Source organism: Planococcus sp. RAB007_Raresut, from assembly GCF_057369535.1.
In genome coordinates this window covers 63,546-89,597 of sequence record NZ_JBXYIF010000005.1, presented here as the reverse complement: position 1 = coordinate 89,597, position 26,052 = coordinate 63,546, and the positions used below count along the sequence as shown (strand labels likewise).

Sequence of the window (26,052 nt, the reverse complement as noted above, 5' to 3'; positions counted from 1 at the left end):
TGCAAACTTTTCAGCTGCATTCATGATGCTTTTTCTTTTCAACCGAATGAAGCGGAAGTCCTTCTGTGATAAACTGGATGTATTGAGGAAAGAGGGTGAAGGCTATCAAACGTCTATTCTACGCACTGGGAATGGCGACTTTGATCGGTTTTTTTGCAATCTTGACGAGTTATACGAACGAAGGCTTTCTGAATCTTGATCTGCGTACGATGGAATGGCTTCACGGCAATGGTTTGCTGAATGCGTTGTCGGTTTTCGGTGAGCGATGGATAATCCTTATTGTCAGTTTGGGCTTGATGATTTTCCTTTGGCTTAAAAGACAGAATTACAGGGGCATGTTATTTGTGTTCCTGACAGTCGGTGTCGGGAACGCTTTGAGCGAGCTGATGGAATATTTTTTCACCGAACAAAGACCTGATCTTCCGAGGGGGCTTGAAACTTTTTGGTTTCCATCAAGCCATGCAATGGGGGGATTATTGTACCTGTTCACAGCCGTTTATTTTATAACCGGCCTTATTTACAGTAATGTTGTCCGCTGGGCGATTTGGATCGTTACAACATTATTCGTGATTGGAATCGGGTTATCACAAGTCGCAAGCGGGCAGCACTTCTTCTCGGATGTGCTTGCCGGCTGGTTCATCGGCTATTCGTTATTCGCGGCTGTAGCGGTTTGGTATGAGATGAGGGAAAGAAGTTTCAGGAAAGAAATTGAAGAAGAAAGCTTTGAATAAGTTGGAAATGAAAAAGGGCTGCCCGCAATAGGGTCGCCCTTTTTCTGTCTCTTTAGATATAGATTTTCAGGACTTCTGAATTTCTGGATCATCGCCCAATTGATTCAGACGATGGGCAAAGGAGCTCTCTGGTACTGATGAATTCCCTTTTAATACGCCTTGCATGGAATATGCCTGTGAACCGTGTTCGGCAAAATCCAATCCGTTTTCTTCGTCTTCCGCTGTTACACGCAGTGGAATTACGGTCCCGATCAATATCAAGCCCACTCCAGTGGCAGCGGCGGTCCAGGCTACGACTGCCAGAACGCCGATTGTTTGAATCCCCAAAATCTCTGCGCCGCCGCCGTAAAGAAGGCCGCCGCTTGTGTCGAAGAGTCCGATGGCAAGCGTACCCCAAATACCGGCGATGCCGTGAACAGAAATTGCGCCAACCGGATCGTCGATGCGGATTTTAGTATCCAGCAGATGGATTGCTTCGGTCATGATGATGCCGGCGATCAAGCCGATGGCAATCGCTCCGATGAAGGATACATTGGCTGCTCCGGCTGTGATTCCGACAAGGCCGCCGAGAGCGCCGTTCAAAGTAAGCGATGGATCAATTCTTCCGTAGCGAAGCCGTGTATAACCAGCTGTTGCAAGTACGCCGGCGGAAGCGGCAAGAAGTGTGTTGGCAATAACCGGCGGCACTAATGCAGGATCTGCCGCCAGTGTGCTGCCGCCATTGAATCCAAACCAGCCGAGCCACAGGATGAAGACACCCAAGGCACCCAATGGAATGTTATGGCCCGGTATTGAATTGACAATCTTGCCGCTGTATTTGCCAATCCGGGGACCGATTTTCCATGCAGTTACAAAAGCTGCAACAGCACCGGTCAAGTGAACGACAGTAGAACCGGCAAAATCGATAAAGCCGATTTCAGCGAGCCAGCCGCCGCCCCATACCCAGTGGCCGACAATTGGATAAATAATCGCGGTCATCGCTACAGTCAATAAAATATAAGCGCCGAGATTCATCCGCTCTGCAACGGCCCCGGAAATGATTGTGGCGCATGTTGCGGCAAAGACAGCCTGGAAGACAAAGAATCCAATATCTTCACGTCCCAATAAAGCGAATCCTTCCGTTCCAATCATGCCAAATGCGGAGGTGCCGAACATCAAACCGAATCCGATGATGAAATATAAAATAGAACCAAGTGAAACAGTGATCAAATTCTTCATTAAAATGTTCAATGTGTTTTTTGAACGTGTAAATCCGGTTTCCACCATGGCGAAGCCGGCATGCATAAAGAAGACGAGCATGGCTCCGAGCATCACCCAAATCATATCGACTGAACTTTGTACTGCTTCCATCTAATCTCCTCCTTATCCGATCGCGACTCTGCCGCGTTCCTTCGTCCGAATTCTGATTGCTTCTTCCACAGGGTAGATGAATATCTTTCCGTCACCCACTTCGCCTGTACCCGCATATTCAAGTATTGCTTCAATTATGGCTTCGACTTTTACATCATCAACAACCATTTCCAGTTTCAACTTCGGCGAAAATTCCATCTTATAGGGATTACCTCTAAACATGCCAATGCGGCCTTCTTGTTTGCCGATGCCGGCAATTTCAGTGACGGTCAGTCCATCGATTCCTTCGAGAGCCAAAGCTTGCCGAACATTTTCAAAGACGGTCGGGCGAATAATTGTCTCGATTTTCTTCATTTTTTTCTCCTCCTTATTTATTTTTTCTAACTAATGTTAGGTTTCTTAACATATTAAATAAAGTTTTCAGATAATGCAAGTTTTATTTTAAATTAATGTTAGGAAAGTTAACATTGATAATATGATAAAATAAAATTGAGGTGATTCCTATGTATAAAATCAGTGACGAACTTGTCGCCCTTGGTTTAAAGCGAATCGAAGGATTTCCAGTGGAAGGCTTTGTTAGAGGCAGTGGCCCATTAAAGCCTGCAGTCATGCTTGTGGGGGAGGCGCCTGGTGAAAATGAATTGGAAACGGGTATCCCTTTTACCGGAAGAGCCGGAAAAGAATTAATGGAGTCTTTATCGAGTGTCGGTCTGAGCCGGGATGACGTATATATAACCAGTGCTGTAAGAAGCCGGCCGTATAAATGGGGAACGAAGAAAAAGCGGAACGGAGAAACAATCGAAAGAAAATACAATCGCGCGCCAACGAAAAAAGAGATTATCGCACATGCACCGATTCTTGATGCGGAAATCGCTGATATCGAACCGCCGCTGATTGTGACTTTGGGCAATGTGGGGCTTCAGCGCCTGATTGGCCCTCAAGCGAAAGTAACGGAACTGCATGGTGTGCTTTTGGAAACGCCTATATTAAAGTGGGATGAAGATGAAGGATCCTTTAAGGAAACTAAGGAAAATTACCACATCTTCCCGACTTTTCATCCAGCCAGTGTTTTTTACAATCCGCCAGTGCGCTATTTAAAAGAAGATGATTGGCGGAAACTGGGCGAGATTTTGAAGATGAAAAGGTGAAGGAATAATCGAATATCTTTCTTTGTTGAAAAATGTTGCACTAAGGAAACTTTAGGCGTACAATAACCATATTCAGTAGAAGTGGAAGGAAGTCATGGAATATGGACAGTACGGTCTTATTTGCTTTGGGGCTTACGCTTTTTGCCGGATTGGCTACCGGTATCGGCAGTTTGCTGGCGTTTTTTGCCTCACGGACCAATACAAAATTCTTATCCGTTTCGTTAGGGTTTTCAGCGGGTGTAATGATATATGTTTCAATGATAGAAATTTTCTTTAAAGCAAAAGATTCTTTAACTGGCGCCCATGGGGAAACGACAGGCTATTGGCTGACGCTTGCCGGATTTTTTGGAGGCATGGTTTTCATGGCGCTCCTGGACCGGCTGTTGCCGCAGCTTGGGAATCCGCATGAAGTAAAGACGATAGAGGACATGGATACAGGACCGAGCAACGATGAATACGCCCGTCTTCGAAAAATGGGGATTTTTACAGCGCTTGCCATTGGGATACACAATTTTCCGGAAGGGATAGCCACTTTTATGTCGGCTATCCAGGATCCGGCACTTGGCATCGCGATTGCAATCGCTGTGGCCATCCATAATATTCCGGAAGGTATTGCGGTCTCTGTACCGATTTATTACGCTTCCGGCAGTCGAAAGAAAGCGTTATTATACAGTGTACTTTCCGGAATTTCGGAACCGATTGGCGCAATTGCCGCCTGGCTGTTCTTGATGCCGTTCTTGAGCGATACACTTTTCGGCATCGTTTTCGCTTCTGTGGCGGGAATTATGGTTTTTATTTCTTTGGATGAATTATTGCCTGCGGCGAAACGCTACGATGAAGCGCATTTGTCGATTTATGGCCTGGTAGCCGGCATGGCTGTGATGGCTGTGAGCCTTGTATTATTGACGTAATAAAACTGGACGCTTCCGTCTCCGTTTAAGGGGAGGGAAGCGTCTTTTTTATTTGTTCAGCCATAAATAGAAATGCAAACTTGTGCCATTTTCTCCTTACGGTTATAGTAATAAGGTGTAAAGACACCTAGGTAGATACTTATGACAAGGAGAATGCAAATGTCTGCAATTATTGATAATGAAAAAAATACTGCGCCGATTTCACGCAACAGGTTATTATGGGTTGCAGGGCTCGGCTGGCTGTTCGACGCAATGGATGTCGGGATTCTGTCCTTCATCATCGCGGCTCTCCAGCAGGATTGGAATCTGACGACTGATCAGATGGGCTGGATCGGAAGCATCAACTCCATCGGGATGGCTGTGGGAGCATTCGTGTTCGGAATTTACGCAGACCGTGTAGGGAGAAAGAAAATATTCATCATCACCTTGCTGCTGTTCTCATTGGCAAGCGGCGTATCCGCCTTTACAACGACATTGGCGGCATTCATGATTTTACGCTTTTTCGTCGGCATGGGGCTCGGTGGCGAGCTGCCTGTGGCATCGACGCTTGTATCGGAAAGTGTTCCAGCAAAAGAACGGGGGCGCGTCGTCGTTCTTTTGGAAAGTTTCTGGGCGGCTGGCTGGCTGCTTGCGGCAATCATTTCTTATTTCGTTATTCCGGCCTCAGAATATGGCTGGCGCATTGCTTTATTGATCACGGCATTGCCGGCGTTATACGCGCTTTACCTGCGGATCAATCTTCCGGATTCACCGCAGTTTACCGCGAAAAAGAATGTCCTTCGCTCAATCTCGGTCAACATCAAAGATGTTTGGTCAAAAAAATATGTCAAAGCTACTTTGATGCTTTGGATTGTTTGGTTCATGGTCGTCTTTTCCTATTACGGCATGTTCCTGTGGCTGCCGAGCGTCATGGTGCTGAAAGGCTTTACGCTGATCAAAAGTTTCCAATATGTGCTGATCATGACATTGGCTCAGCTTCCGGGATATTTCACGGCAGCTTGGCTCATTGAAAAAATCGGCCGTAAATTTGTGCTCGTCACGTATCTTCTCGGTACTGCGGCAAGTGCGCTTGCTTTCGGCAACGCGGAGTCGCTTGCGATGCTGATTACAGCGGGTGCCTTCCTGTCCTTCTTTAATCTCGGGGCATGGGGAGCACTGTATGCTTATTCACCGGAACAATATCCGACAGTCATCAGAGGAACAGGCACAGGTATGGCCGCTTCGTTCGGTCGCATCGGCGGTATTTTCGGACCGCTCCTTGTCGGATTCATGCTGACTGCAGGTTATGGCGTCAACGTGATATTCACAATATTCTGCAGTGCCATCATTATCGCGGCATTGGCAGTGGCTTTTCTCGGCACTGAAACCAAGCAGAAAGAATTGGATTAAAATCTCAAACGGCTGCCGGCAGTCTTGAAGCTGCCGGCGGCTATTTTTTTATTTTTTTCTGGAAATTAGCAGGAAAAATTGAGGCGATAGCCAATACTTAGTAGATGAATTAATAAGAAAAGAGTGTGGATTTATGGAATGGAAAATATATAAAGATCCAATAGCTTTCAGCGAGGCACTTGAAGCGCTGCTATATAAAGAAGAAGACAGAAACAGTCTGTTTCTGGGAATACTCAGCCAGATAAGAAATGGCAGATACGAGGAATTTTTCCTGGGTCTGGCAACCGAAGACAGTGAAATGCTGGCAGCGGTCATGATGACGCCGCCGCATCCGCTGCAATTGATCGTCTTCAAGGAAGCGGAAAACTGGGCAACAGAACTTGCAATGCAGCTGAAAAAAGAAAATGTGGAGATTCCAGGAGTGATTGGTGATAAAGCCGTGGCTCAGGAATTTGCAGAAGCGTGGGCGACTGAAACGGGGAATGCCCTGGAGCTTCATATGGATGAAGGCCTGTACCGTATCGATGCGGTGACAAAAGGGCTTGAAAAAAGTCCTGGAACATGGCGGGTCGCCAATAAACGCGATGCTGAACTATTGGAAGAGTGGTACCTTCTATTTGAAAAGGATACGGGCATCGGTTCATCCAGCCATAAGGAAGCTGCAGCGAAAATCGAGCAATTTCTGGATGACAAGGAGATTTATGTCTGGGAAGTTCAAGGAGAAGTGGTTTCCTGTATGAAAAAATCCCGCCCTTCGAAACACGGAATCTCTGTAGGATTTGTTTTCACCCCCGAGAACTACAGGAAGAAAGGCTATGCACGGTCGTTGGTGGCAGAGGTGACAGAAGAATTGCTGCTGGAATTCGACTTTGTTATGCTGTACACCGATTTGAAAAATCCGACATCCAACAAAATTTACAGTGAAATCGGCTACGAGCAAATTGCGAATCCGGTACATTTAGGTTTTAAATAATTCTGGAAAATTATCTGAATAATGATAAAATATATATATCAACGAAAACGAGGTGACGGGTGGACGATGAAATAAAATCCTTTTTCTGAGCAACTGAAGTTTTTTCAGCTTGAAAGAAATAGGATTCGTCTGCCCTTTTTTATTTAATCCGCTTCAACGCAGTTTATTTGGGTTGCCGAATTCTTCCGAAAATCAATCGGGGGAATTTTTTTGTTTCTCCGAAAAGGGAGAGATTGATATGGCCATCTTAGGTAAGTTAAACAAAATGACACTCAGATATAAGGATCGGGTGATTTTAGAAGATGCGAAAGCGGCGATTTATATGCAAGCGAGAATTGCGGTAATCGGTGCAAATGGATCGGGGAAAACCAGTCTTCTTGAAGCGATAGCGCGAAGTGAACAAGGAGTTCATTGGATAGGAGATGATCCTGAGATTATTTATATGGAGCAAGAAGTCAGGGAACTGGATCTAGCAAATGTGGATGCACAGTCAAGAATGCTGGAGCGGAAGTGGCGTGTTCCTGGGAAGCGAGAGGAGCTGAGTGGCGGAGAAGCGATGAAATTGCGGCTTTCCCGTGTTCTGTCACGGATGGCGGATGTCTATCTGCTGGATGAGCCGACCAACCATCTAGATGCAGAGAGCCTGGAAGTATTGGCCGATAAGATTAAAAAAATCGATGGAACGGTGATTTTTGTTTCACACGACCGCCATTTTATAGATCGGATAGCCACGCATATCTGGGAAATAGAAGATGCGGTCCTGACCGAGTATGAAGGCAATTATTCCGCCTCCAGAGTGGAGAAAGAGCACCAGCGGCATACCCAGAAAAGAAAATATGACAAACAACAGGCGAAAATTGCACGAGTGGAAAGCCAGATTGCCAAATTACAAACGTGGTCTGACAAAGCGCACGCCGAATCAACAAAAAAAGACGGGGCAAAAGAATATTTCCGCATGAAAGCAAAGAAAAAGGATGTTCAGATCCGGAGCAAACGGCAGCGCCTGCAAGCGGAACTTGATCAGGAGCAGGTAGCTGAACCGAAAGAAGATTTGCAAATTTCATTTGATATCAATGATGCGGCAAAAAAAGGCCACAGAGTCATTGAGTTGAAAAATGTGCACAAAAGCTTTGGGGAAGAACCGCTTTTTGACCAAGCGACGTTGACCATTCAGCATGGTGAGCGGGTCGGCCTGCTCGGCGCTAATGGCAGCGGGAAAACGACGCTCCTTAAAATGATACTGGGCATGACGGAATACGAAGGCGTAGTGTGGTTGAGCAGGGGCATGAAAATCGGCTACTTGAGTCAGGATGTCTTCGATTTGCCGGAAGAAAAAAAGCCATCTGAGCTGTTTTGGGCTCCAAGTTTTGAAGAAACAGGCAAGATCCGTAATTTAATGGATCATCTGGGTTTCGAAAAAGTGCATTGGGAACAGCCGATTCTGAATATGAGCATGGGCGAACGCGTCAAGCTGAAGTTGATGGAGTTCATGTTGTCAGAATGTAATGTATTGCTGTTGGACGAACCTACGAACCATTTGGATTTACCGTCCAGGGAAGAGTTGGAGCGTGCGCTCAGCTTTTTTGAGGGGACGATGCTGATTGCTACTCATGACCGCTATTTCATGGAAAAACTAAGCGATAAATTACTTGTTTTCGAAAGTGGTAATTTGTCTAAATATGAAGGCGGTTATTCGGAGTGGATAGATCGGGGCAGTGCTGAGGAGCAGCATGATTTATTGCAAATGGAAAGGGAACGGCAGGAAGTGTTGGGGAAATTGAGTTTTATGAAACCGGTAGATAAGGAATATGGAATATTGGATCAGCGTTTTAAAGATTTGACTGCTTCTATTAAAATGATTCAAAGGGAAGAAACGTAATTTAAAAAGTGGCTGCTATTTTGCAGCCGCTTTTTTTATTTAATCTGCTGCATCCCCATTCGTGTAGAGATTATTGGTTACTAAGGAGGGTTTCCAAAAAATCCAGGCATACTATGAAAGTAAATAGGGTAATGGAAAAGGTAGTAGGAAAGTTACAGGAAGGGGCGGATGCTATGATCCGTTTTGAACAAGTGACAAAGCAATTCCCCGATGGGACGGAAGCGTTGAAAGATGTCTCGGTGGTATTCCCGACCCATAAACTGACGGTCGTCATCGGACCGAGCGGTTGCGGAAAAACGACGCTGATGCGAATGGTCAATAAATTGGAAACGCCGACTAAAGGCGATATTTTTATTGATGACAAGTCGATCACAGGTCTTGAGGAAGTTAAGCTGCGTCGATCCATCGGATATGTAATACAGCGGATCGGTCTTTTTCCGCATATGACGATACAAGATAATGTTTCACTTGTGCCGCGTCTGTTGGAATGGGAGAAGGAAAAAACGGCGGAGAGAGTGGAAGAACTGCTCCAGCTTGTCGGATTGGAACCGAAAGTCTATAAGGAGCGTTATCCGTTGGAATTGAGCGGTGGTCAGCAGCAGCGGGTGGGAGTTGTCCGTGCTTTAGCGGGAGATCCGAATATCATCCTTATGGATGAACCTTTTTCCGCTTTGGACCCGATCAGCCGTGAACAGCTGCAGGATGATTTACGGAATCTGCAGCAGGAAATCCAAAAAACAATCGTTTTTGTCACGCATGATATGGATGAAGCGCTGAAAATAGCGGACATGGTTGTTGTTATGCGCGATGGGAAAATTGAGCAGGTGGGTTCACCTCAAGAATTGATCAACGAGCCTGCGAATGATTTTGTGCGCAGTTTTATCGGCTTGGATCGCATTAACCGGCAACGTACATTCGGAGAACGCAAATTGAAGGAATTTTTATCTGTTTTTGGAGTGGAACAGACCGGTGACGCGCTTCAGATTTCAGGAGAAACGACAATTGATGAGGCATTCTCCAAGCTCGAATCTAGCGGATATTCCAATTTGGAAATAGTGGATGACGGCAGGGTATTGGCTTATGCCAGTGATCGTGATTTGGTGAAAGCCGCTCTCCGGAAAGAGGAGGGTGAAAAAGTGTGAGGAACTTTTTGGATACTTTGGTCAGCCGGCAGGACATGATACAAGATGCGTTTTTGGAACATATCTATTTATCTTTTGTGGCCGTGGCGATCGGAATAGCGATTGCTTTGCCGACAGGCATTATCATAGCGCGCTATCGTCGTTACGCGGAACCGGTCATTGGTGTAACCGCTATATTTCAAACTATACCAAGTCTGGCGTTATTCGGTTTTTTGGTGCCTATTCTCGGAATCGGTTCTCCGACAGCTTTGATCGCACTTATCATATATGCTTTATTGCCGATTCTCCGAAATACGTATACTGGCATCACAGGTGTTGACGGCTCGACGATTGAAGCGGGCCGGGGCATGGGCATGACCCGTACTCAAATACTCAGGCAAATTGAACTGCCGCTGGCGCTGCCGTTCATCATGGCGGGAATCCGGACGGCTACTGTTTTGACAGTCGGAATTGCTACTCTGGCGACATTTGTAGGGGCGGGCGGACTGGGAGATATCATCTACCGCGGTCTGCAATCCTATAATAATTCATTGGTTCTTGCCGGTGCTTTGCCGGTGGCATTGCTCGCGATCGGCTTCGATTTGATCCTTAAATGGATTGAGAAAAGAGCGACGCCGAAAGGCTTGAAAAACTAAGAGGGGGAATGAATGATGAAAAAGGAGTTAATTGGGGTATTTGCCGCAGGAGCTTTAATCTTAACGGGCTGCGGCTCAACGGGCGGAGATGAATCGGAACCGATCATCATTGGTGGCAAGCCTTGGACGGAGCAGTACATTCTTCCGCATATACTGGGTCAGTATATCGAAGCGAATTCAGATTATACAGTGGAATATGAAGAAGGGCTTGGAGAAGTTTCCATCTTGACGCCGGCGCTTGAACAGGGTGATATCGACCTGTATGTTGAATATACCGGAACAGGGTTAAAAGACGTCTTGAAGCAGGAATCAGAACCTGGCCAGTCTTCCGAAGAAGTATTGCAGCGCGTTCGTGAAGGCTATGAGGAAGAACTGGATGCCACATGGCTGGAACCTCTGGGCTTTGAAAATGGATATACATTAGCCTATTCGAAAGACAGCGGCTATGATGCTGAAACCTATTCTGACCTGGCGGAAATTTCACAGTCGGAAGATATGAGCTTTGGTGCGCCACATCCGTTCTATGAGCGCCAGGGAGACGGCTATGACGATTTGATCGCTACTTATCCATTTGAATTTTCAGCGACTGACAGTTTCGATCCCGCCATTATGTATGAGGCTGTGAATAACGGCGAGGTAGACGTCATTCCGGCATTTACAACAGACAGCCGGATCGGGTTGTTCGATTTGGAAACGACCGAAGATGACCTGTCCTTTTTCCCGAAATATGACGCTGCGCCTGTAGTGCGAATGGAAGCTTTGGAACAATATCCGGAGCTTGAAGATTTACTCAATGAACTTGCAGGGCAGATCAGTGAAGAAGATATGCTTGCGATGAACGCGCGTGTCGACGTGGATCAAGACCAGCCGCAGGACATAGCGAGAGACTTCTTGATTGAGAAGGGATTAATAGAAGAATAACAAGGCAATCCCGCAGATGGATCTGCGGGATTTTAATTTGTTTAAAAAGATTCTTATAATAACTGGTATTCAACAAGTAGTGTGCAAAAGCCGAGGCTCCTGTCTCAGTCCCTGCATCGCTTCGCTAGCTTGGTTGTAAAGATATGACTGAACTAATTTCGTCCACATCTTCTCTGCGGGATTTTTATATGGTTTCAAAGGAGTAATTCGAGTACAATTAAATTGAATGAATAGTCATTCAATTTAATTTGATTTATATGGTTGACGATAAATGATGATGGGGTGGAAAGATATGCGCGAAGTGGTAATCGTTGAAGGGGTAAGAACAGCAGTCGGACGGAGAAAAGGGTCTTTTTCAGAAACGCGGCCGGATGAACTGGCGGCATTGGTTCTGGGTGATTTGGTTGAGCGTGCAGGCGTCGGCAAAGGAGATATTGAAGACGTCATTCTTGGATGTGTCTCACAATCAGGTGAGCAGGGCGGAAATATTGCACGGACAGCTGCGCTGATCGCCGGTTTTCCGGATTATGTGCCAGGCGTAACCATTGACCGACAATGCGGATCGAGCCAGCAGGCAATCCATTTCGGCGCCCAGGCGATTCTTGCGGGAGATATGGACATTGTCATCGCAGGCGGAGTCGAAAGTATGACGCGTGTGCCGATGTTTTCGAATATGCAGGGCGCTAAACCAAGTCCTAAGCTGACTGAGCAATACGAAATCATCAACCAGGGGCTATCGGCGGAACGCATCGCTGAAAAATGGGGATTCAGCCGTCAGCAATTGGATGAATTTGCGCTACAGAGCCATACACGTGCAATTGATGCCATAAATTCCGGCCGATACGACAAGGAAATTGTCGGTGTCGAAGTGGAAGATGAAAGCGGCGAAAAACGCTTGGTTGATAAAGATGAAGGGCCGCGGCCAGAAACATCCATGGAAGTTCTTGGCAGGCTGAAAACGGTGTTTGATGAAAATGGTGTCATAACAGCTGGAAACGCCAGCCAAATGAGTGACGGGGCATCCGCGGTTCTTTTGATGTCGCGTGAAAAAGCGGATGAACTGGGTCTGAAACCGAAAGCGCGCATCATTGCACGCGCCGTTGTCGGTTCGGATCCGACCTTGATGCTGACAGGTCCGATAGCAGCGACGAAAAAAGTGCTGGCAAAAGCGGGACTTGCGATTGAGGACATGGACCGCTATGAAGTGAATGAAGCATTTGCGCCTGTTCCACTGGCTTGGCTGCATGATATGGGGGCAGATCCTGAAAAATTGAATGTCAACGGCGGAGCGATTGCGCTTGGGCATCCGCTGGGTGCAACCGGCACGAAATTAATGGTTTCTTTATTGCATGAATTGGAGCGCAGCGGCGGACGCTACGGACTGCTCGCAATTTGTGAAGGCATGGGTATGGCAAACGCGACAATCATTGAACGACTATAAAAGGTTCGGGGGCAAAGAGATGAAAACCAGTGAAGTGAAAGCGATCATCACGGGCGGAGCATCGGGTCTTGGCGAGGCAACCGTCCGCCGCATCGTGGAAAAAGGCGGGAAAGCGGCAATTTTTGATCTGAATTCCAAAAAAGCGGAGAAACTTATCGAAGAACTTGGCGAAGAGTCGGTCTGGTATGCGGAAACGGACGTGACGGATGCTGGCCAAGTGGAGCAGCAAACCGCCGCTGTCATTGAACGGTTTGGTTCCGTGAACCTTGTCGTCAATTGCGCGGGTGTGGGGACGCCGGGAAAAGTCGTTTCAAAAGGAGAGCCACAGCCGCTCGAGCAATTCGAAAAAGTGGTCCGCATCAACCTGATCGGCAGTTTCAATGTGCTGCGTGTTGCGGCGGCAGCCATGCAAAAGAATGAACCGAATGAAAACGGGGAACGCGGTGTCATCATTTCAACTGCTTCGGTGGCGGCGTATGAAGGGCAAATCGGCCAGGCAGCCTACAGCGCTTCAAAAGGCGGCATCGTCTCCATGACTTTGCCGATTGCGAGAGAATTTGCGCGCGATGGCATACGGGTTATGGCCATTGCGCCGGGGCTTATGAAGACGCCGATGTTTGACGGTCTGCCGGAAGCGGCAATCGCGTCTCTTGAATCGGCAGTGCCTTTTCCGGCGCGTCTCGGACGGCCGGATGAATATGCGCAATTAGTGGAAAGCATCGTCGAGAATCCGATGCTGAACGGTGAAACAATCCGGCTGGACGGAGCAATCCGGATGCAGCCGAAATAGGGGGATGAACTGATGGGGAAATATCGTTTTGAAGAAGATGAACATGTTATGTTCCGTAAATCGTTGCGGAAATTCCTTGAAAAAGAAGCGGTGCCGCAATATGAACAATGGGAACAGGATCGCCTGATTCCGAAATCATTCTGGAAGAAGCTCGGGGACATGGGCTTTCTATGTCCGCAGGTGGAAGAGCAATACGGCGGCCTTGGACTTGATTTCCGTTACGCTGTCATCATTGGCGAAGAAATGGAGCGCGTTGGCGCAAGTTTGACGGGCGTTGGACTTCATAACGATATCACCGTGCCGTATATCGAATCCTACGGCAATGAAGAACAGAAACAGCGCTGGCTGCCTGGTTGCATTTCCGGTGACTACATCACGGCGATTGCGATGACGGAACCGGGAGCGGGATCTGACCTTGCGAATATCTCCACAACGGCCGTCCGGGACGGCGATAATTACATCGTCAATGGCCAAAAAACGTTCATCACTAATGGCATCAATTCGACGCATGTGGTCGTTGTCGTAAAAACCGACTCAAAAGTGGAACCGAAGCACCGCGGAATTTCCTTGCTGATGGTCGAAGAAGGGATGCCGGGCTTTACGAAAGGGCGCAAACTGGATAAAGTCGGCCTTCACGCGCAGGATACTTCCGAATTATATTTTGAAGATTGTGTCGTACCGGCTGCCAATCTGATTGGTGAAGAAAACAAAGGCTTTACATATTTGATGGAAAAACTTCAGCAGGAGCGCCTCGTGGTGGCGATGGCCGCTCAAACGGCTTCGGAAGATATGCTGGAAATGACAGTGGATTACGTAAAATCCAGACAGGCATTCGGCAAGCCGATCAGCGCTTTCCAGAATACCCAGTTCAAACTGGTTGAAATAGCGACCGAAGTGGAACTGGGGCATTCATTCCTTGAATCGCTGATTGAAGAGCATATGGCCGGCAAGGATATCGTTCCCAAAGTGTCGATGGCCAAATACTGGCTGACGGACACCGCCAAGAAAATTTCGGGTGAGTGCATGCAATTGCACGGGGGCTACGGTTATATGGAAGAATACAAAATTGCCCGCCGTTACCGCGATATTCCGGTGGCAGCAATCTATGCCGGATCCAATGAAATCATGAAAACGATTGTTGCAAAGCGAATGGGCCTGTAAACCTTAAGCTTGACAGAATAAACAAAATAATTTAATGTAAACTTCAACTTGTTAGTAGAGTGGCAAGTCTATTTGAGAGAAGAGCCCAGAGAAGATGAGAATAGCAGAGAGCAAAATCGAGGATTGAGACGAGTAGGCAGTGGATTCCATAATAGAGAGTCAGCGGCTGGTGGAAGCTGATTGGGGAAACTGCGCGAATGGACTTAGGAGAGCTGGCCTGAAAATGGAAATGAGTAAGGCAGACGTATGCCCTGCGTTAAAGGGAAAGGCGAAAAGCCTGTTTGAGTGAGTGCAGAAATGCATTAATGCGTGGTGGTACCGCGGTTTTTTAACCCGTCCCCGCAACCGGATATCTTTCCGGTTGCGGGGATTTTTGTATTCCAAAAGAGCTGAGGAGAGATGAAGATGAGACGAGCAGAGAGCTTAAATGAACACAGAATGTACAGTAAATCAATGGAGATATTGGACGGTCGTATGACAGACCATGAGATTAAAGAATTTCTTACGGCGCTGCATTCTAAAGGGGAAACAGCTGATGAGATGGTGGGCCTGGTAAAGGCGATGCGCTCAAAAGCAGTAAGTTTGCCGGAGACGAATGGGATGCTGATTGATGTGTGCGGCACAGGAGGCGACCGTTCATTCAGCTTTAACATCAGCACACTGACGGCTTTTGTACTTGCGGGGTGCGGCATGAAAGTCGCGAAACACGGCAACCGCAGTGTTTCGAGCAAGACCGGCAGCGCAGATGTGCTGGAAGAACTAGGGATTGGGACGACAGCGGATCCGGCAACTATTCCGGAATTGATCGATAAGACTGGCATTGCGTTTTTATTTGCGCCTGCCATCCATCCTGCGCTCGGAAAATTGCGGGAAGTACGGAAGAGCATCGCGACACCGACCATCTTCAATCTCGTCGGGCCGCTCGCTAATCCATTGCCGATTGAAGTGCAGATGACCGGCGTTTATCGGCGGGATATGCTGGAGCCGATGGCAGAAGCTTTGATGCGGCTCGGCAGAAAACGCGGTGTGATGGTCCACGGAGCAGGCGGGATGGACGAGCTTTCGCTGGAGGGCGCCAATGAATTGTTGTTTTTTGATGAAGATGGCAAGAAGGCGGTCCAGTTTCATCCGGAAGAAGCGGGCTTGAAGCCGGCGCCGGTCGAAGCAATCAGAGGCGGAGATGCGAAGCGCAATGCCGCAATTTTTATGGAAGTGCTGGAAGGCCGCGATACTGCTTATCTGGACACGGTGGCTCTGAATGCCGGAGTGGCACTTTTTGCGAGCGGCAACGCCGGAACGATTGCAGAAGGTGTTCACGCAGCAAGAAAATCCATTCTTTCCGGAGAAACGGGTCGTGTATTCGAATCACATCGTCAGGCAGTGGGGGTGCTGGTATGAATATATTGGATGAAATCATTGCGGTGAAACGCGAAGAAGTAAAAAACTATTCATCTGCTGAGCGGGTTGAAGGAAATGCATTTCCGCAGAAATTTCGATTGGCCGAGCGTTTGAGACAAGGGCCTGGCGTCATCGCGGAAATCAAACGGGCTTCACCGTCAAAAGGAGATATCCGACTGGATGTTGATGTGGCAGCGCAAGCGAAACTTTATGAAAAGGCAGGAGCTGCCGCGATTTCGGTTTTAACGGATAAATCTTATTTCAAAGGATCGATTGAAGATTTAAAAAATGTAGCGCAGCTCGTTTCAGTGCCGGTGCTTTGTAAAGACTTTATCGTAGATGAAATTCAGATAGACCGTGCGAAAGATGCTGGTGCGACTATTATTCTGTTGATTGTTGCAGCTCTTCAGCAAGAAGAACTTGAGCGCCTGTTTTCATATGCGCAGGCACAGAAGCTGGAAGTGCTCGTTGAAGTGCACGATCCCGCTGAATTTCAGATAGCGGTGGACTTGGGAGCGGAATTGATCGGCGTCAACAACCGGAATTTGAAAACGTTCGAAGTATCGCTGCAGCAGACAGCGGAAATTGCCGAATATTTTCCGGCCGACAGCGATTCTTTATTGATCAGTGAGAGCGGTATTTTTACAGAAAGTGACGCGGCATTTGCATTCGGCAAAGGTGCGGCCGGTATTCTGGTGGGCGAAGCACTGATGCGTTCGGAAGATGCCGGCGCCTGGATTTCAGCGGTGACTTCGCCGGGGGTGAAAAAATGACGAAAGTGAAAATATGCGGCTTGCAGGAAGTGGAACATGCGCAGGCTGCATCTGCAGCTGATGCAGCAGGCTTCGTTTTTGCGCCGAGCCGGCGCAGAATTTCGATTGAACGGGCTGCCCGCTTGGCTGAAGTGCTGCCCGAATCAGTAGAAAAAATAGGTGTTTTTGTCAATGCAGAGCTGAATGAAGTACTGGGAGCGGTTCGAGAAGTCCCATTGACGATGGTACAGCTGCACGGAGATGAAACGGATGAATTTATTCGCAGTATTCCCGTAAAAGTCATACAGGCATTTTCGGTCCGTGACGTTGAAGATGTAAAAAAACTTGAACAATCGATTGCGGATTATGTGCTGGTCGATGCACCTGGAATCGATTTTCGCGGGGGGAGCGGCAGGACCTTCGATTGGAGCTTGCTGAAAGGAGCATCGATAGACCCCGAAAGACTGATTGTGGCGGGTGGACTGGATTCCGCAAATGTTGGACAGGCAATCGGTTCTCTGGCTCCGTATATGGTCGATGTTTCAAGCGGAGTCGAAACGGAAGGAAAGAAAGATGCAGATAAAATAAAAAGTTTCATAAAAACTGTAAAGGGTGATTCGATGCAGCAAGCAACGGGAACAGAGAACGTAACAGGATTTTTCGGGCGTTTCGGCGGCCAATTTGTGCCGGAGACATTGATGAAAGCTGTGAAGGAACTGGAAGCGGCTTATGCGGAAGCAAAAGATGATGCTGATTTTCAGGCGGATTACCATAAGTATTTAAAAGAATATGTCGGCCGTGAGCAGCCGCTGACATATGCAGCGCGACTGACGGAAGCTTGGGGTGGTCCGAAAGTTTATCTGAAGCGGGAAGACCTCAATCACACCGGTGCCCATAAAATCAATAATGCAATCGGACAAGCGCTGCTGGCGATCAGAATGGGCAAACGTAAAATTGTGGCAGAAACAGGCGCCGGCCAGCACGGTGTGGCGACTGCCACGATCTGTGCGCTGCTTGACTTGGAATGTGTCATTTTCATGGGAGAAGAAGACATCAGACGACAGCAATTGAATGTATTCCGGATGAAGCTTCTCGGAGCGAAAGTGGAAAGCGTGACAAAAGGCAGCGCAACATTGAAAGATGCGGTGAATGAAGCCCTGCGCTACTGGGTGTCGAATGTCGAAGACACTCATTACCTCATCGGCTCCGCACTCGGGCCTCACCCGTTCCCGACAATGGTCCGCGATTTCCAAAGTGTGATCGGCCGTGAGACACGTAAACAGATTTTAGACAAGGAAGGGCGCTTGCCGGATGTAATCCTGGCCTGCGTCGGCGGCGGATCGAACGCAATCGGCATGTTCCATCCGTTTGTGGAAGATGAAGCCGTCCGGCTCATCGGAGTTGAAGCGGCGGGTGAAGGCGTCGACACAGCCAGACACGCCGCGACGCTGACAAAAGGAACGGAAGGCGTGCTGCACGGAGCCTATATGAAACTTCTGCAGGATGAAAACGGACAGGTCCAGGAAGCGCACTCAATTTCAGCAGGACTGGATTATCCGGGTGTAGGTCCCGAGCATGTCCATTTGGAAGACATCGGCCGGGTTGAATATAAAGCGGTGACGGATGAAGAAGCACTGGCTTCGGTCATCAAATTATCACGTCTCGAAGGCATCATCCCTGCGCTGGAATCGGCGCACGCAGTGGCAGAAGCGGAAAAGACTGCTGCCGCAATGGGGGCGGACGAAATATTGATCATCTGCGTTTCCGGACGTGGCGATAAGGATATGGCGACCTATGCGGAAAAATTGGAGGGACTGGCATGAAACGCTTGAAAGATTTGAAGGATAACGGAGATAAAGCATTTGTCGCTTATATAATGGCGGGAGATGGTGGCCTCGGTAAATTGCGCGGCCAAGTGGAATATTTGCAGACGACGGGTGTAACGGCGATTGAGATCGGCATTCCTTTTTCCGATCCGGTGGCAGATGGCCCGGTCATCGAAGAGGCGGGAAACCGTGCGCTCGCGGAAGGCGTCACACTTGATAAGGTTTTACTTGAAATGGAGAGCTGGAATTTCGATTTAAAGATTCCGTTGATCGTCATGACTTATTTGAATCCGGTCATCAGTTATGGTGCGGAGCGTTTCGCAGAATCGTGCAGAGAAGCGGGCGTGTCAGCTGTCATCATTCCGGATCTGCCGTTTGAACATCAGCAGCTGGTCGAACCTTATTTGAAGAAGACCGGCATTACGCTGGTCCAGCTTGTTACGCTGACCACTACCGAAAAACGCCTGGAAGACATTCTGGCAGCGGCCGAAGGATTCGTTTATGCTGTTACGGTAACCGGCATCACAGGTGTACGCGACGAAATGATGCAGGAAGTGCAGGAATTCATGAAAACGGTGCGCTCTAAGAGCCCAGTGCCGGTTTACGCCGGTTTCGGGATTTCGAAAATCGAACATATTGAAATGCTGCGGGAAGACGTCGATGGATTCATCGTGGGGTCGGCGATTGTAAAAGCTTTTCACGACAATAAAATCGAAGACATCGAGCCCCTCATCCATGCAGTGACCCAGCGCAACCCGGTATAATGGATGCCGGAGGGATGTAAGATGTTCAAACCAGTCACAGCTGATTTTTTTGATATGCCCACTCTCGATTTGTCGCGCAGCCTGTTGGGGCAGCTGCTTGTGCATGAGCTGCCTGAAGGGATAGTCGCAGGGCGGATCGTCGAGACGGAAGCCTATATGGGAGCGGAGGACCGGGCGGCGCACAGCTTCGGCAATAGACGCACCAAACGGACTGAAATTATGTTCGGGCAAGCAGGGCTTGTCTATACGTATCAAATGCATACCCATACGCTGATTAATGTTGTCAGTGGTCCAGTGGATACGCCGCGCGCCATTCTGATCCGGGCGGTGGAACCGGTTGAAGGAATCGATTTGATGGCGGAACTGCGCGGCCGTCATCTGCCGATCAAGCAATGGACGAGCGGCCCCGGCAAACTGACAAAAGCGATGGGAATTTCAATGGATTATTATGGCCATCATTTTACAGATCGGCCATTGTATATCGCGGAAGGGGATCCCGTGCATGCGGTTTCGGTCGGCCCGAGAGTCGGCATCGGCAATTCGAGGGAAGCCGTACATTATCCTTACCGATTTTGGGAACAGGACAATCCGTACGTATCAAAGTTCCGGTAAGCTCCATGTTTAGCATTTTCTTTATGTGGAATAATAAGGGAGAGTATTAAACTAAAGGAGTGAAGGATAGTGGCAAAAATTGCAACGCTAATTACTGATATGTTTGAGGATGTAGAATATACCGACCCGTCGAAAGCATTCAACGATGCAGGTCATGAAGTTTTCACGATTGAAAAAGAGGCTGGCAAAGAAGTGACAGGCAAGCAGGGCGAAGCGGTCGTGTCGATTGATAAAGGCATCGATGACGTAAACCCGGATGATTACGACGCTTTATTCCTTCCTGGCGGTTTCTCGCCAGACCAATTGCGTGCGGATGACCGTTTCGTCAATTTCACGAAAGCATTCATGGATGCGAAAAAACCGGTCTTCGCAATCTGCCATGGTCCGCAATTGCTGATTTCAGCAAAAGCGCTTGAAGGCCGCAAAGCGACAGGTTATAAATCGATTCAAACAGACATGGAATACGCCGGTGCCAAACTGGTGGATGAAGAAGTGGCTGTGTGCCAGGATCAATTGGTGACAAGCCGCCAACCGGATGATATCCCGGCATTCAACCGTGAGTCATTGCGCGTGCTGGAACAATATTCAGCAAAATAAGATGATATCTGTATAAGCGAACCCCGTCAGCTGCAGCTGATGGGGTTCTTTTAATGGAAAAAAGTAAACCATATCGCCCCTTGAATAAATAAGCAATCACTTATATAATGAATGGCGGAACTCTTGAAAGAAGGTGAATGGTTTGGATTATGTATATATGGAATCCTATTTGAAAGCAATCAGCGACCATAATCGGATGCTCATCCTCAAGTATTTATCGAAGGATTCGCTTTGCATATGTGAATTTACGGAATTGCTGGATATGACGCAGCCGGCGGTAAGCCAGCATATGCGGAAATTAAAAATAGCTGAATTGGTGACAGAGGAAAAGCGGGGGCGCTGGACAATTTGGTCGCTAAACGTACGTCATGCGCTTTACCCGATGCTGATCCATCTGCTCAGCCTGTTGCCGGAACCGGAGATTACAGTGGAATCTCTGGAAGCGGAAGGAAAAAGAGTGGTTTGTGAATAAGGAGTTGTTCGAACAGTGGAAGTAGGATTAGCCAGTTTTATATTTATCGTCACATTGATTTTTGTTATATGGCAGCCGCGCGGGTTGTCGATCGGCTGGTCGGCGATTGCCGGGGCAGCGGTAGCGCTATTATTTGGCGTTGTTGACTTCGGTGATGTCTGGGATGTAACCGGCATCGTCTGGAATGCGACATTGACGTTTGTCGCTTTGATCATCATTTCCCTCATTCTCGATGAGATCGGATTTTTTGAATGGGCAGCTTTACATATGGCTCGCTTGGCCAAAGGCAGCGGGCTTCGGATGTTCTTTCTGGTAACTGTTCTTGGCGCCATCGTGGCAGCGCTTTTCGCCAATGACGGAGCGGCGCTGATTTTGACGCCGATCGTCCTTGCCATGGTCAGAGCGTTGAAATTCAAGGATGCGATGATCCTGCCGTTTATCATGGCTTCCGGTTTTATTGCGGATACGGCATCTTTGCCGTTTGTCATCAGCAACTTGGTGAATATCGTTTCTGCGGACTTTTTCGATATCGGTTTTACTGAATATGCCATCCGTATGGTTGTGCCTAATCTATTCAGTATCCTTGCCAGTATGCTTGTTCTTTATCTTTATTTCCGTAAGGATATCCCGAAGGAATTCGATGCCAGTGTATTGAAAACACCTGCCTCCGCTATTAAGGACCTGAAAATGTTCCGTCTGTCATGGGTGGTTCTGGCGGTATTGCTGATCGGGTATTTTGCGAGTGAGACTTTGGGTATTCCGGTATCGTTCATCGCCGGAGCGGTCGCCATCATTTTCCTGGCGATTGCGCGCAGAAGCGAAGCGGTCGAGACGATGACTGTACTGAAGGGTGCACCTTGGGCGATCGTCTTCTTCTCAATCGGTATGTATGTGGTGGTTTACGGCTTGCGCAATGTCGGTTTGACATCGGTCCTGGCTACTGCGATCGAGTGGACTGCAGGGCATGGTTTATACGCAGCGACGATCGGCATGGGTTTTATCGCGGCGATTCTTTCATCCGTTATGAATAACATGCCGACCGTAATGATTGATGCGTTGGCTATCAATGAAACCAATACGACAGGCGTCGTGCGGGAAGCGCTGATCTATGCCAATGTCATCGGCTCGGATCTCGGTCCGAAAATCACGCCGATCGGATCACTTGCCACATTATTATGGCTGCACGTTCTAAAACTGAAAGGTGTCACCATCAGTTGGGGCTATTATTTTAAAGTCGGGATCATCCTCACGATTCCGACCTTGTTCATCACATTGACTGGCCTGTATTTGTGGCTGATAATCTTGAACTGAAATAATAAAAGAGGCTTGCCTGTTAAGGTGAGCCTCTTTTATGGTTTTTGGCGGAGTTGGGAATAAAAGCGAATTCGCTCCACTTCATTGGCGGTCAAACGAAAAACAAGCGCCCTCTAAAAAAAGGAAGCCTGCTTCTTATCGTCCTGTGTCTAATCCAAAAACTTGGCCATGAAGATTTCATCGTAATATTTACCATTGATAAGCATGGAATCCTGGCGAATCCCCTCGGAAACATAACCGGCTTTTTCGAATAATTTTCTGCCTGGTTTATCATTCTCAACCACAGTCAATTCGAGGCGGCTGATGTTTTTCGAAGCTGCCCATTCTTCGCCCTTTTGGAGAAGTTTGGTGGCAATGCCTTTGCGGCGGGCATCGGCTTGGACGCCTACGCAAATTTCAGCGCGATGTGCTGCGCGTTTCGCTGCGTTGCCGACGATCGTCAGAAAGCCGACATGCTCGCCGTTCAAAATAGCGATGAAGATGGTCGAGTGGCCGCTTTGACGCCACTCAATAATCTGTTTACGGACTTTTTGGGTAGACTGGGTGCGTTCATCTTTTCCATAAAGCATGAATTCGGACTCAGCTTCGACCGTTTTCATCAAAGCTGCAAGAGACCGGGCGTCACCGTGTTCGGCGTTGCGGATTAATAGGATGTCTTCGTCCCCGTTGCCATCCTTTGCGTTTCTGCCTTTGGAAGCATCGATTCTTTCGAATACGACGTAACGGTTCGTCTCCACTTCACTTACAAAATAGCCGGCATCCATCCAGGCGTGGAAATGCTTGGCGGGTGCTTTGGTCTTTTTCCACCAGCTTCTATTCAAGTAAGCAGCATTTGGCAATTGCTGGCCCATAATCTGTTCGATTTCATTGAAGCTGAGTTTAATTGTTGGATTCGTGGCAGACGAAAAGTAATTTGCTAAAGGAATGTATTTCTTTTCCAAAATTATAGTCAATATTTTCACTTCCCTTCAGAAATTTATGGCTTAATTGTATTAATTATACCATTAGTACTATTGCTAAGTATATTGATTTGTTCCTTAATACTAAAAAAATTCTATTCAGAATAATAATAATTTCAAATATAGAGATATTTTACTTTTGAATTCCAAATGAACCACGTATTTTAACAATTAAACCAATTTTAGTAATTATAAAGGCGTAGTCACATAATACTATAAAACAGAAAATTGCACTATGCTTTTTATTTTTATTTTTTATTTGAATTGAAAAAAGTTGTGAGTGCCTCAATTTTTGCCTACTTCTGTAAAGGAAGTTTAGCTGTGAGGACAGTTATGGTAGAATTACACAGAACCCAACATTGATCAGGAGGCATAAAAATGTCAAAAGTTTTTGTATTAGGCCATAAAAATCCGGACACGGATTCAATTTGTTCAGCTTTATCTTATGCGTATCTTAAAAATGAAACAGGTATGGAAGCGGAAGCTATCCGCCTTGGCGAGATGAATAACGAAACGATTTTCGCCCTCAAGGAGTTCGGTTTTGATGCTCCGCGTCTTGTGACGCGCGTTTCAGAAGAAGTGTCCCAGGTGATTCTTGTCGACCATAATGAGCGCCAGCAAAGCGCCGAGGACATTGAGGACGTACAAGTGATCGAAGTGATCGACCATCACCGGATCGCAAACTTTGAAACAACGGACCCGTTGTTCTTCCGAGCAGAGCCGGTCGGCTGTACGACGACAATCCTATTGAAGCTCTTTAAGGAGAACGGAGTAGAAATACCAGCTAACATCGCTGGTTTGATGCTGTCTGCCATTATTTCCGATTCGTTATTGTTCAAATCGCCTACGTGCACAGAGCAGGATATTCGTGCCGCGCGCGAACTGGCTGAAATCGCCGGTGTGGATATCGATGTGTATGGATTGTCCTTGCTGAAGGCGGGAGCAGATTTAAGCAATAAAACACTTGAAGATTTGATTTCGCTGGATTCGAAGGAATTTGAAGCAGGAGATCACCGCTTTGAAGTGGCTCAGGTAAATGCCATTGATGTATCTGAAGTACTTGATCGCCAACAGGAGCTTGAAGTGCTGATGAATCAATTGGTCACGGACAAAGGCCTCGATCTTTTCGTGTTCGTCGTGACGGATATTCTGAACAATAATTCGGAAGCGATTGTTCTTGGAAGACGGTCTGGCATTATCGAAGGCGCATTCAAATCGAGTGTAGTTGACAACCGCGTTCTGTTGCCGGGTATCGTTTCACGAAAAAAACAAATTGTGCCGGTCATTACCGAAGCATTAAGCTGATTCCCTTTAGGGAGTCAGTTTTTTTATTCCGAAAATTCGAAACAGAATTGGAAATGGTATTCCATAAGCAGATTCGTTGAGGATGCCATTTTTGCTTGCTATAGTAAAGGGCGAGGTGAGCAACGATGTTGAAAATTGAAATTTGGTCGGATTATGTGTGCCCGTTTTGTTACATAGGCAAACGCACACTGGAACAGGCACTTCTGAAAACAGGCTTTAATAATCAGGCCGAAGTCACTTTCAAGGCATATCAACTGGATCCAGCCACTCCTGTAGATTCCAGTATTCCCGTATATGAAAGTCTGGCTGCGAAATTTGGCCAATCTATAGAGCAGGCAAAAGAGATGACGAAAGGTGTAGCAGACCATGCAGAACAAGTCGGTTTGAAATATGACTTTGATAATATGGTCCAGGCAAATACACTGGCCGCGCATCGCCTGGTAAAATGGGCAGAAACTCAAGGAAGAGAAGCAGTTTTAACCGAACAGCTGCTGAACGCATATTTTGTAGAAGCTGAGCATATCGGCAAACACGATGTGTTATTGGATCATGCGGAAAAAGTTGGATTGCCGCGCAATGAAGCTAAGATAGTCCTGGACTCTGATGAATTTATTGCTGATGTCGAACAGGATATTGCGGAAGCCGGTCAACTGGGCGTTCAGGGAGTTCCTTTTTTCGTCATCAACCGAAAATACGCGATTTCCGGCGCACAGCCTTTGGAAGCATTCATCGATTCCATCAAGCAAATCGCTGATGAAGAAGGATTGCGTCCAGCATTGAAACCAACGGGCAGCAAGAAAACAACTTATTGTACAGGTGACTCCTGTTCTTCCGATTGATCCAGACAGGCAACTTAATTGACTGGGTTCCGATTATTAATTAGAATTAGGAAGTCTTTAATTTGAGATAAATAATAAATTAGAAATAAAGGAGTTTTGTTTTTTATGAACGTTTTAGTAGTAAAAGCCAATAACCGTCCCGCATCTGAGGGCGTTTCAAGTAAAATGTACGATGTATTTATGGACAATGTAGGAAGTGAAGCGAATGTAAAAACATTCGACGTATTCAAAGAAGATATGCCATATTTCGGTCAGGATTTCTTCGATGCTATGCAAAAATCTGCGCAAGCTGAAGAATTGAATGATATCGAACAGCGCATTTTGACGGCTGCGAACAAAGCGATGGATGCTTTCCTTGACGCTGATGTTGTCGTATTCGCATTCCCATTATGGAATAAAACAATTCCAGCTCCACTGCAAACTTTCATCGATTACATCTACCGTGCTGGTGTAACATTTAAATATACGGAAGAAGGTCCACAAGGCCTTGTACCGGAAAAGAAAGTCATCATTTTGAACGCTCGCGGAGGAATCTACTCAACGCCGGAAATGGCGCCAAGCGAAATGAGCGTAAATTACATCCGTATGATCATGAACTTCTTCGGCATCGAAGATATCGAGGAAGTAATCATCGAAGGCCACAATATGTATCCTGACAAAGCACAGGAAATCATTGAAGATGGCATGAAACGCGTTGAAGAAATGGCTCAGTCACTTGAAAAAGTGAGAGTTTAATAGAACGA

Annotated in this window: 26 protein-coding genes, 1 pseudogene and 1 other annotated feature; of the genes and pseudogenes, 24 read left to right on the top strand and 3 right to left on the bottom strand. The window is 47.3% G+C overall.

Going from position 1 to position 26,052, the window contains the following annotated elements:
• Window positions 1-95 precede the first annotated feature (95 nt).
• The gene (locus AC2Q9J_RS11130) at window positions 96-731 is read left to right on the top strand and encodes a phosphatase PAP2 family protein (RefSeq protein ID WP_499039890.1); all 636 of its coding nucleotides are present in this window, start codon (window positions 96-98) and stop codon (window positions 729-731) included.
• A gap of 66 nt (window positions 732-797) precedes the next feature.
• Here the strand turns inward: AC2Q9J_RS11130 and AC2Q9J_RS11125 are convergent, their stop codons facing one another.
• Both AC2Q9J_RS11125 and AC2Q9J_RS11120 read right to left on the bottom strand, forming a co-directional pair.
• Entirely contained in the window at window positions 798-2,081 is a 1,284-nt protein-coding gene (locus AC2Q9J_RS11125) for an ammonium transporter (RefSeq protein WP_499039888.1), read from the bottom strand.
• A 12-nt stretch (window positions 2,082-2,093) separates the two neighbouring features.
• Window positions 2,094-2,435, bottom strand: a complete 342-nt coding sequence (locus AC2Q9J_RS11120; RefSeq protein WP_499039886.1) for a P-II family nitrogen regulator — start codon at window positions 2,433-2,435, stop codon at window positions 2,094-2,096.
• Window positions 2,436-2,584: 149 nt separating this feature from the next.
• Here AC2Q9J_RS11120 and AC2Q9J_RS11115 point away from each other — a divergent pair, with 149 nt between their 5' ends.
• From AC2Q9J_RS11115 to AC2Q9J_RS11020, 20 genes and pseudogenes are all read left to right on the top strand, one after another.
• A complete protein-coding gene (locus AC2Q9J_RS11115) occupies window positions 2,585-3,229 on the top strand; it encodes a uracil-DNA glycosylase (protein ID WP_499039884.1) in 645 nt (214 codons plus the stop codon).
• A gap of 101 nt (window positions 3,230-3,330) precedes the next feature.
• Entirely contained in the window at window positions 3,331-4,140 is an 810-nt protein-coding gene (zupT, locus tag AC2Q9J_RS11110; protein ID WP_499039882.1) for a zinc transporter ZupT, read from the top strand.
• 159 nt (window positions 4,141-4,299) lie between these two features.
• A complete protein-coding gene (locus AC2Q9J_RS11105) occupies window positions 4,300-5,529 on the top strand; it encodes an MFS transporter (RefSeq protein WP_499039880.1) in 1,230 nt (409 codons plus the stop codon).
• Between the two features lie 133 nt (window positions 5,530-5,662).
• A complete protein-coding gene (locus AC2Q9J_RS11100) occupies window positions 5,663-6,502 on the top strand; it encodes a GNAT family N-acetyltransferase (RefSeq protein WP_499039878.1) in 840 nt (279 codons plus the stop codon).
• A 238-nt stretch (window positions 6,503-6,740) separates the two neighbouring features.
• Entirely contained in the window at window positions 6,741-8,381 is a 1,641-nt protein-coding gene (gene abc-f / locus AC2Q9J_RS11095; RefSeq protein WP_499039876.1) for a ribosomal protection-like ABC-F family protein, read from the top strand.
• A 173-nt stretch (window positions 8,382-8,554) separates the two neighbouring features.
• A complete protein-coding gene (locus tag AC2Q9J_RS11090; RefSeq protein WP_499039874.1) occupies window positions 8,555-9,523 on the top strand; it encodes an ABC transporter ATP-binding protein in 969 nt (322 codons plus the stop codon).
• Window positions 9,520-10,158, top strand: a complete 639-nt coding sequence (locus AC2Q9J_RS11085; protein WP_499039872.1) for an ABC transporter permease — start codon at window positions 9,520-9,522, stop codon at window positions 10,156-10,158. The genes AC2Q9J_RS11090 and AC2Q9J_RS11085 overlap by 4 nt, the downstream gene beginning before the upstream one ends.
• A 15-nt stretch (window positions 10,159-10,173) precedes the next feature.
• On the top strand, window positions 10,174-11,079 hold the full coding sequence (locus AC2Q9J_RS11080; RefSeq protein WP_499039870.1) for a glycine betaine ABC transporter substrate-binding protein: 906 nt from the start codon (window positions 10,174-10,176) through the stop codon (window positions 11,077-11,079).
• 292 nt (window positions 11,080-11,371) lie between these two features.
• Window positions 11,372-12,520 carry a thiolase family protein gene (locus AC2Q9J_RS11075; protein ID WP_499039869.1) on the top strand — a complete coding sequence of 383 codons (1,149 nt, stop codon included), beginning with the start codon at window positions 11,372-11,374 and terminating at the stop codon, window positions 12,518-12,520.
• Window positions 12,521-12,539: 19 nt separating this feature from the next.
• Window positions 12,540-13,310, top strand: coding sequence for a 3-hydroxyacyl-CoA dehydrogenase (locus AC2Q9J_RS11070; RefSeq protein WP_499039867.1), 771 nt, complete (start codon window positions 12,540-12,542; stop codon window positions 13,308-13,310).
• 12 nt (window positions 13,311-13,322) lie between these two features.
• A complete protein-coding gene (locus AC2Q9J_RS11065; protein WP_499039865.1) occupies window positions 13,323-14,471 on the top strand; it encodes an acyl-CoA dehydrogenase family protein in 1,149 nt (382 codons plus the stop codon).
• Between the two features lie 110 nt (window positions 14,472-14,581).
• Window positions 14,582-14,815: a binding site (T-box leader), on the top strand.
• Window positions 14,816-14,876: 61 nt separating this feature from the next.
• The gene (gene trpD, locus AC2Q9J_RS11060; protein ID WP_499039863.1) at window positions 14,877-15,869 is read left to right on the top strand and encodes an anthranilate phosphoribosyltransferase; all 993 of its coding nucleotides are present in this window, start codon (window positions 14,877-14,879) and stop codon (window positions 15,867-15,869) included.
• On the top strand, window positions 15,866-16,642 hold the full coding sequence (gene trpC, locus AC2Q9J_RS11055; RefSeq protein WP_499039861.1) for an indole-3-glycerol phosphate synthase TrpC: 777 nt from the start codon (window positions 15,866-15,868) through the stop codon (window positions 16,640-16,642). Before trpD ends, trpC begins: the two co-directional genes overlap by 4 nt.
• Window positions 16,639-17,175: pseudogene (locus AC2Q9J_RS11050) on the top strand (phosphoribosylanthranilate isomerase); the annotation flags it as partial. The gene trpC and the pseudogene AC2Q9J_RS11050, both read left to right, overlap by 4 nt.
• 66 nt (window positions 17,176-17,241) lie before the next feature.
• Entirely contained in the window at window positions 17,242-18,444 is a 1,203-nt protein-coding gene (gene trpB, locus AC2Q9J_RS11045) for a tryptophan synthase subunit beta (protein ID WP_499040462.1), read from the top strand.
• Window positions 18,441-19,211: a tryptophan synthase subunit alpha gene (trpA, locus tag AC2Q9J_RS11040; RefSeq protein ID WP_499039859.1), complete on the top strand. Its 771-nt coding sequence runs from the start codon at window positions 18,441-18,443 to the stop codon at window positions 19,209-19,211. Before trpB ends, trpA begins: the two co-directional genes overlap by 4 nt.
• A gap of 21 nt (window positions 19,212-19,232) precedes the next feature.
• Window positions 19,233-19,823 (top strand): DNA-3-methyladenine glycosylase, encoded by a 591-nt coding sequence (locus AC2Q9J_RS11035; protein WP_499039857.1) that lies wholly within the window; start codon window positions 19,233-19,235, stop codon window positions 19,821-19,823.
• A 69-nt stretch (window positions 19,824-19,892) separates the two neighbouring features.
• The gene (locus AC2Q9J_RS11030; protein WP_499039855.1) at window positions 19,893-20,420 is read left to right on the top strand and encodes a type 1 glutamine amidotransferase domain-containing protein; all 528 of its coding nucleotides are present in this window, start codon (window positions 19,893-19,895) and stop codon (window positions 20,418-20,420) included.
• A gap of 133 nt (window positions 20,421-20,553) precedes the next feature.
• Window positions 20,554-20,892, top strand: coding sequence for an ArsR/SmtB family transcription factor (locus tag AC2Q9J_RS11025; protein ID WP_233569567.1), 339 nt, complete (start codon window positions 20,554-20,556; stop codon window positions 20,890-20,892).
• A gap of 15 nt (window positions 20,893-20,907) precedes the next feature.
• Window positions 20,908-22,203, top strand: a complete 1,296-nt coding sequence (locus AC2Q9J_RS11020) for an arsenic transporter (RefSeq protein WP_499039852.1) — start codon at window positions 20,908-20,910, stop codon at window positions 22,201-22,203.
• A 152-nt stretch (window positions 22,204-22,355) separates the two neighbouring features.
• On the opposite strand, the gene AC2Q9J_RS11015 is transcribed toward AC2Q9J_RS11020, so the two are convergent.
• Window positions 22,356-23,168, bottom strand: coding sequence for a GNAT family N-acetyltransferase (locus AC2Q9J_RS11015; RefSeq protein ID WP_499039850.1), 813 nt, complete (start codon window positions 23,166-23,168; stop codon window positions 22,356-22,358).
• A 375-nt stretch (window positions 23,169-23,543) separates the two neighbouring features.
• Here AC2Q9J_RS11015 and AC2Q9J_RS11010 point away from each other — a divergent pair, with 375 nt between their 5' ends.
• The 3 genes from AC2Q9J_RS11010 (at window position 23,544) to AC2Q9J_RS11000 (ending at window position 26,044) form a co-directional block, all read left to right on the top strand.
• Window positions 23,544-24,470: a manganese-dependent inorganic pyrophosphatase gene (locus tag AC2Q9J_RS11010; protein ID WP_499039848.1), complete on the top strand. Its 927-nt coding sequence runs from the start codon at window positions 23,544-23,546 to the stop codon at window positions 24,468-24,470.
• 128 nt (window positions 24,471-24,598) lie between these two features.
• Window positions 24,599-25,309 carry a DsbA family oxidoreductase gene (locus AC2Q9J_RS11005; RefSeq protein ID WP_499040460.1) on the top strand — a complete coding sequence of 237 codons (711 nt, stop codon included), beginning with the start codon at window positions 24,599-24,601 and terminating at the stop codon, window positions 25,307-25,309.
• Between the two features lie 105 nt (window positions 25,310-25,414).
• On the top strand, window positions 25,415-26,044 hold the full coding sequence (locus AC2Q9J_RS11000; RefSeq protein WP_499039846.1) for an FMN-dependent NADH-azoreductase: 630 nt from the start codon (window positions 25,415-25,417) through the stop codon (window positions 26,042-26,044).
• Window positions 26,045-26,052 lie beyond the last annotated feature (8 nt).

Bases quoted from the DNA above. Each gene is read 5' to 3' on its own strand.
- trpD (WP_499039863.1), top strand. From the start codon at position 14,877: ATGAGACGAGCAGAGAGCTTAAATGAACACAGAATGTACAGTAAATCA.
- AC2Q9J_RS11010 (WP_499039848.1), top strand. From the start codon at position 23,544: ATGTCAAAAGTTTTTGTATTAGGCCATAAAAATCCGGACACGGATTCA.
- AC2Q9J_RS11035 (WP_499039857.1), top strand. From the start codon at position 19,233: ATGTTCAAACCAGTCACAGCTGATTTTTTTGATATGCCCACTCTCGAT.
- AC2Q9J_RS11070 (WP_499039867.1), top strand. From the start codon at position 12,540: ATGAAAACCAGTGAAGTGAAAGCGATCATCACGGGCGGAGCATCGGGT.
- AC2Q9J_RS11065 (WP_499039865.1), top strand. From the start codon at position 13,323: ATGGGGAAATATCGTTTTGAAGAAGATGAACATGTTATGTTCCGTAAA.
- trpC (WP_499039861.1), top strand. From the start codon at position 15,866: ATGAATATATTGGATGAAATCATTGCGGTGAAACGCGAAGAAGTAAAA.
- trpA (WP_499039859.1), top strand. From the start codon at position 18,441: ATGAAACGCTTGAAAGATTTGAAGGATAACGGAGATAAAGCATTTGTC.
- AC2Q9J_RS11000 (WP_499039846.1), top strand. From the start codon at position 25,415: ATGAACGTTTTAGTAGTAAAAGCCAATAACCGTCCCGCATCTGAGGGC.
- AC2Q9J_RS11115 (WP_499039884.1), top strand. From the start codon at position 2,585: ATGTATAAAATCAGTGACGAACTTGTCGCCCTTGGTTTAAAGCGAATC.
- AC2Q9J_RS11100 (WP_499039878.1), top strand. From the start codon at position 5,663: ATGGAATGGAAAATATATAAAGATCCAATAGCTTTCAGCGAGGCACTT.
- AC2Q9J_RS11090 (WP_499039874.1), top strand. From the start codon at position 8,555: ATGATCCGTTTTGAACAAGTGACAAAGCAATTCCCCGATGGGACGGAA.
- trpB (WP_499040462.1), top strand. From the start codon at position 17,242: ATGCAGCAAGCAACGGGAACAGAGAACGTAACAGGATTTTTCGGGCGT.
- zupT (WP_499039882.1), top strand. From the start codon at position 3,331: ATGGACAGTACGGTCTTATTTGCTTTGGGGCTTACGCTTTTTGCCGGA.
- AC2Q9J_RS11105 (WP_499039880.1), top strand. From the start codon at position 4,300: ATGTCTGCAATTATTGATAATGAAAAAAATACTGCGCCGATTTCACGC.
- AC2Q9J_RS11120 (WP_499039886.1), bottom strand. From the start codon at position 2,435: ATGAAGAAAATCGAGACAATTATTCGCCCGACCGTCTTTGAAAATGTT.
- AC2Q9J_RS11125 (WP_499039888.1), bottom strand. From the start codon at position 2,081: ATGGAAGCAGTACAAAGTTCAGTCGATATGATTTGGGTGATGCTCGGA.
- AC2Q9J_RS11075 (WP_499039869.1), top strand. From the start codon at position 11,372: ATGCGCGAAGTGGTAATCGTTGAAGGGGTAAGAACAGCAGTCGGACGG.
- abc-f (WP_499039876.1), top strand. From the start codon at position 6,741: ATGGCCATCTTAGGTAAGTTAAACAAAATGACACTCAGATATAAGGAT.
- AC2Q9J_RS11080 (WP_499039870.1), top strand. From the start codon at position 10,174: ATGAAAAAGGAGTTAATTGGGGTATTTGCCGCAGGAGCTTTAATCTTA.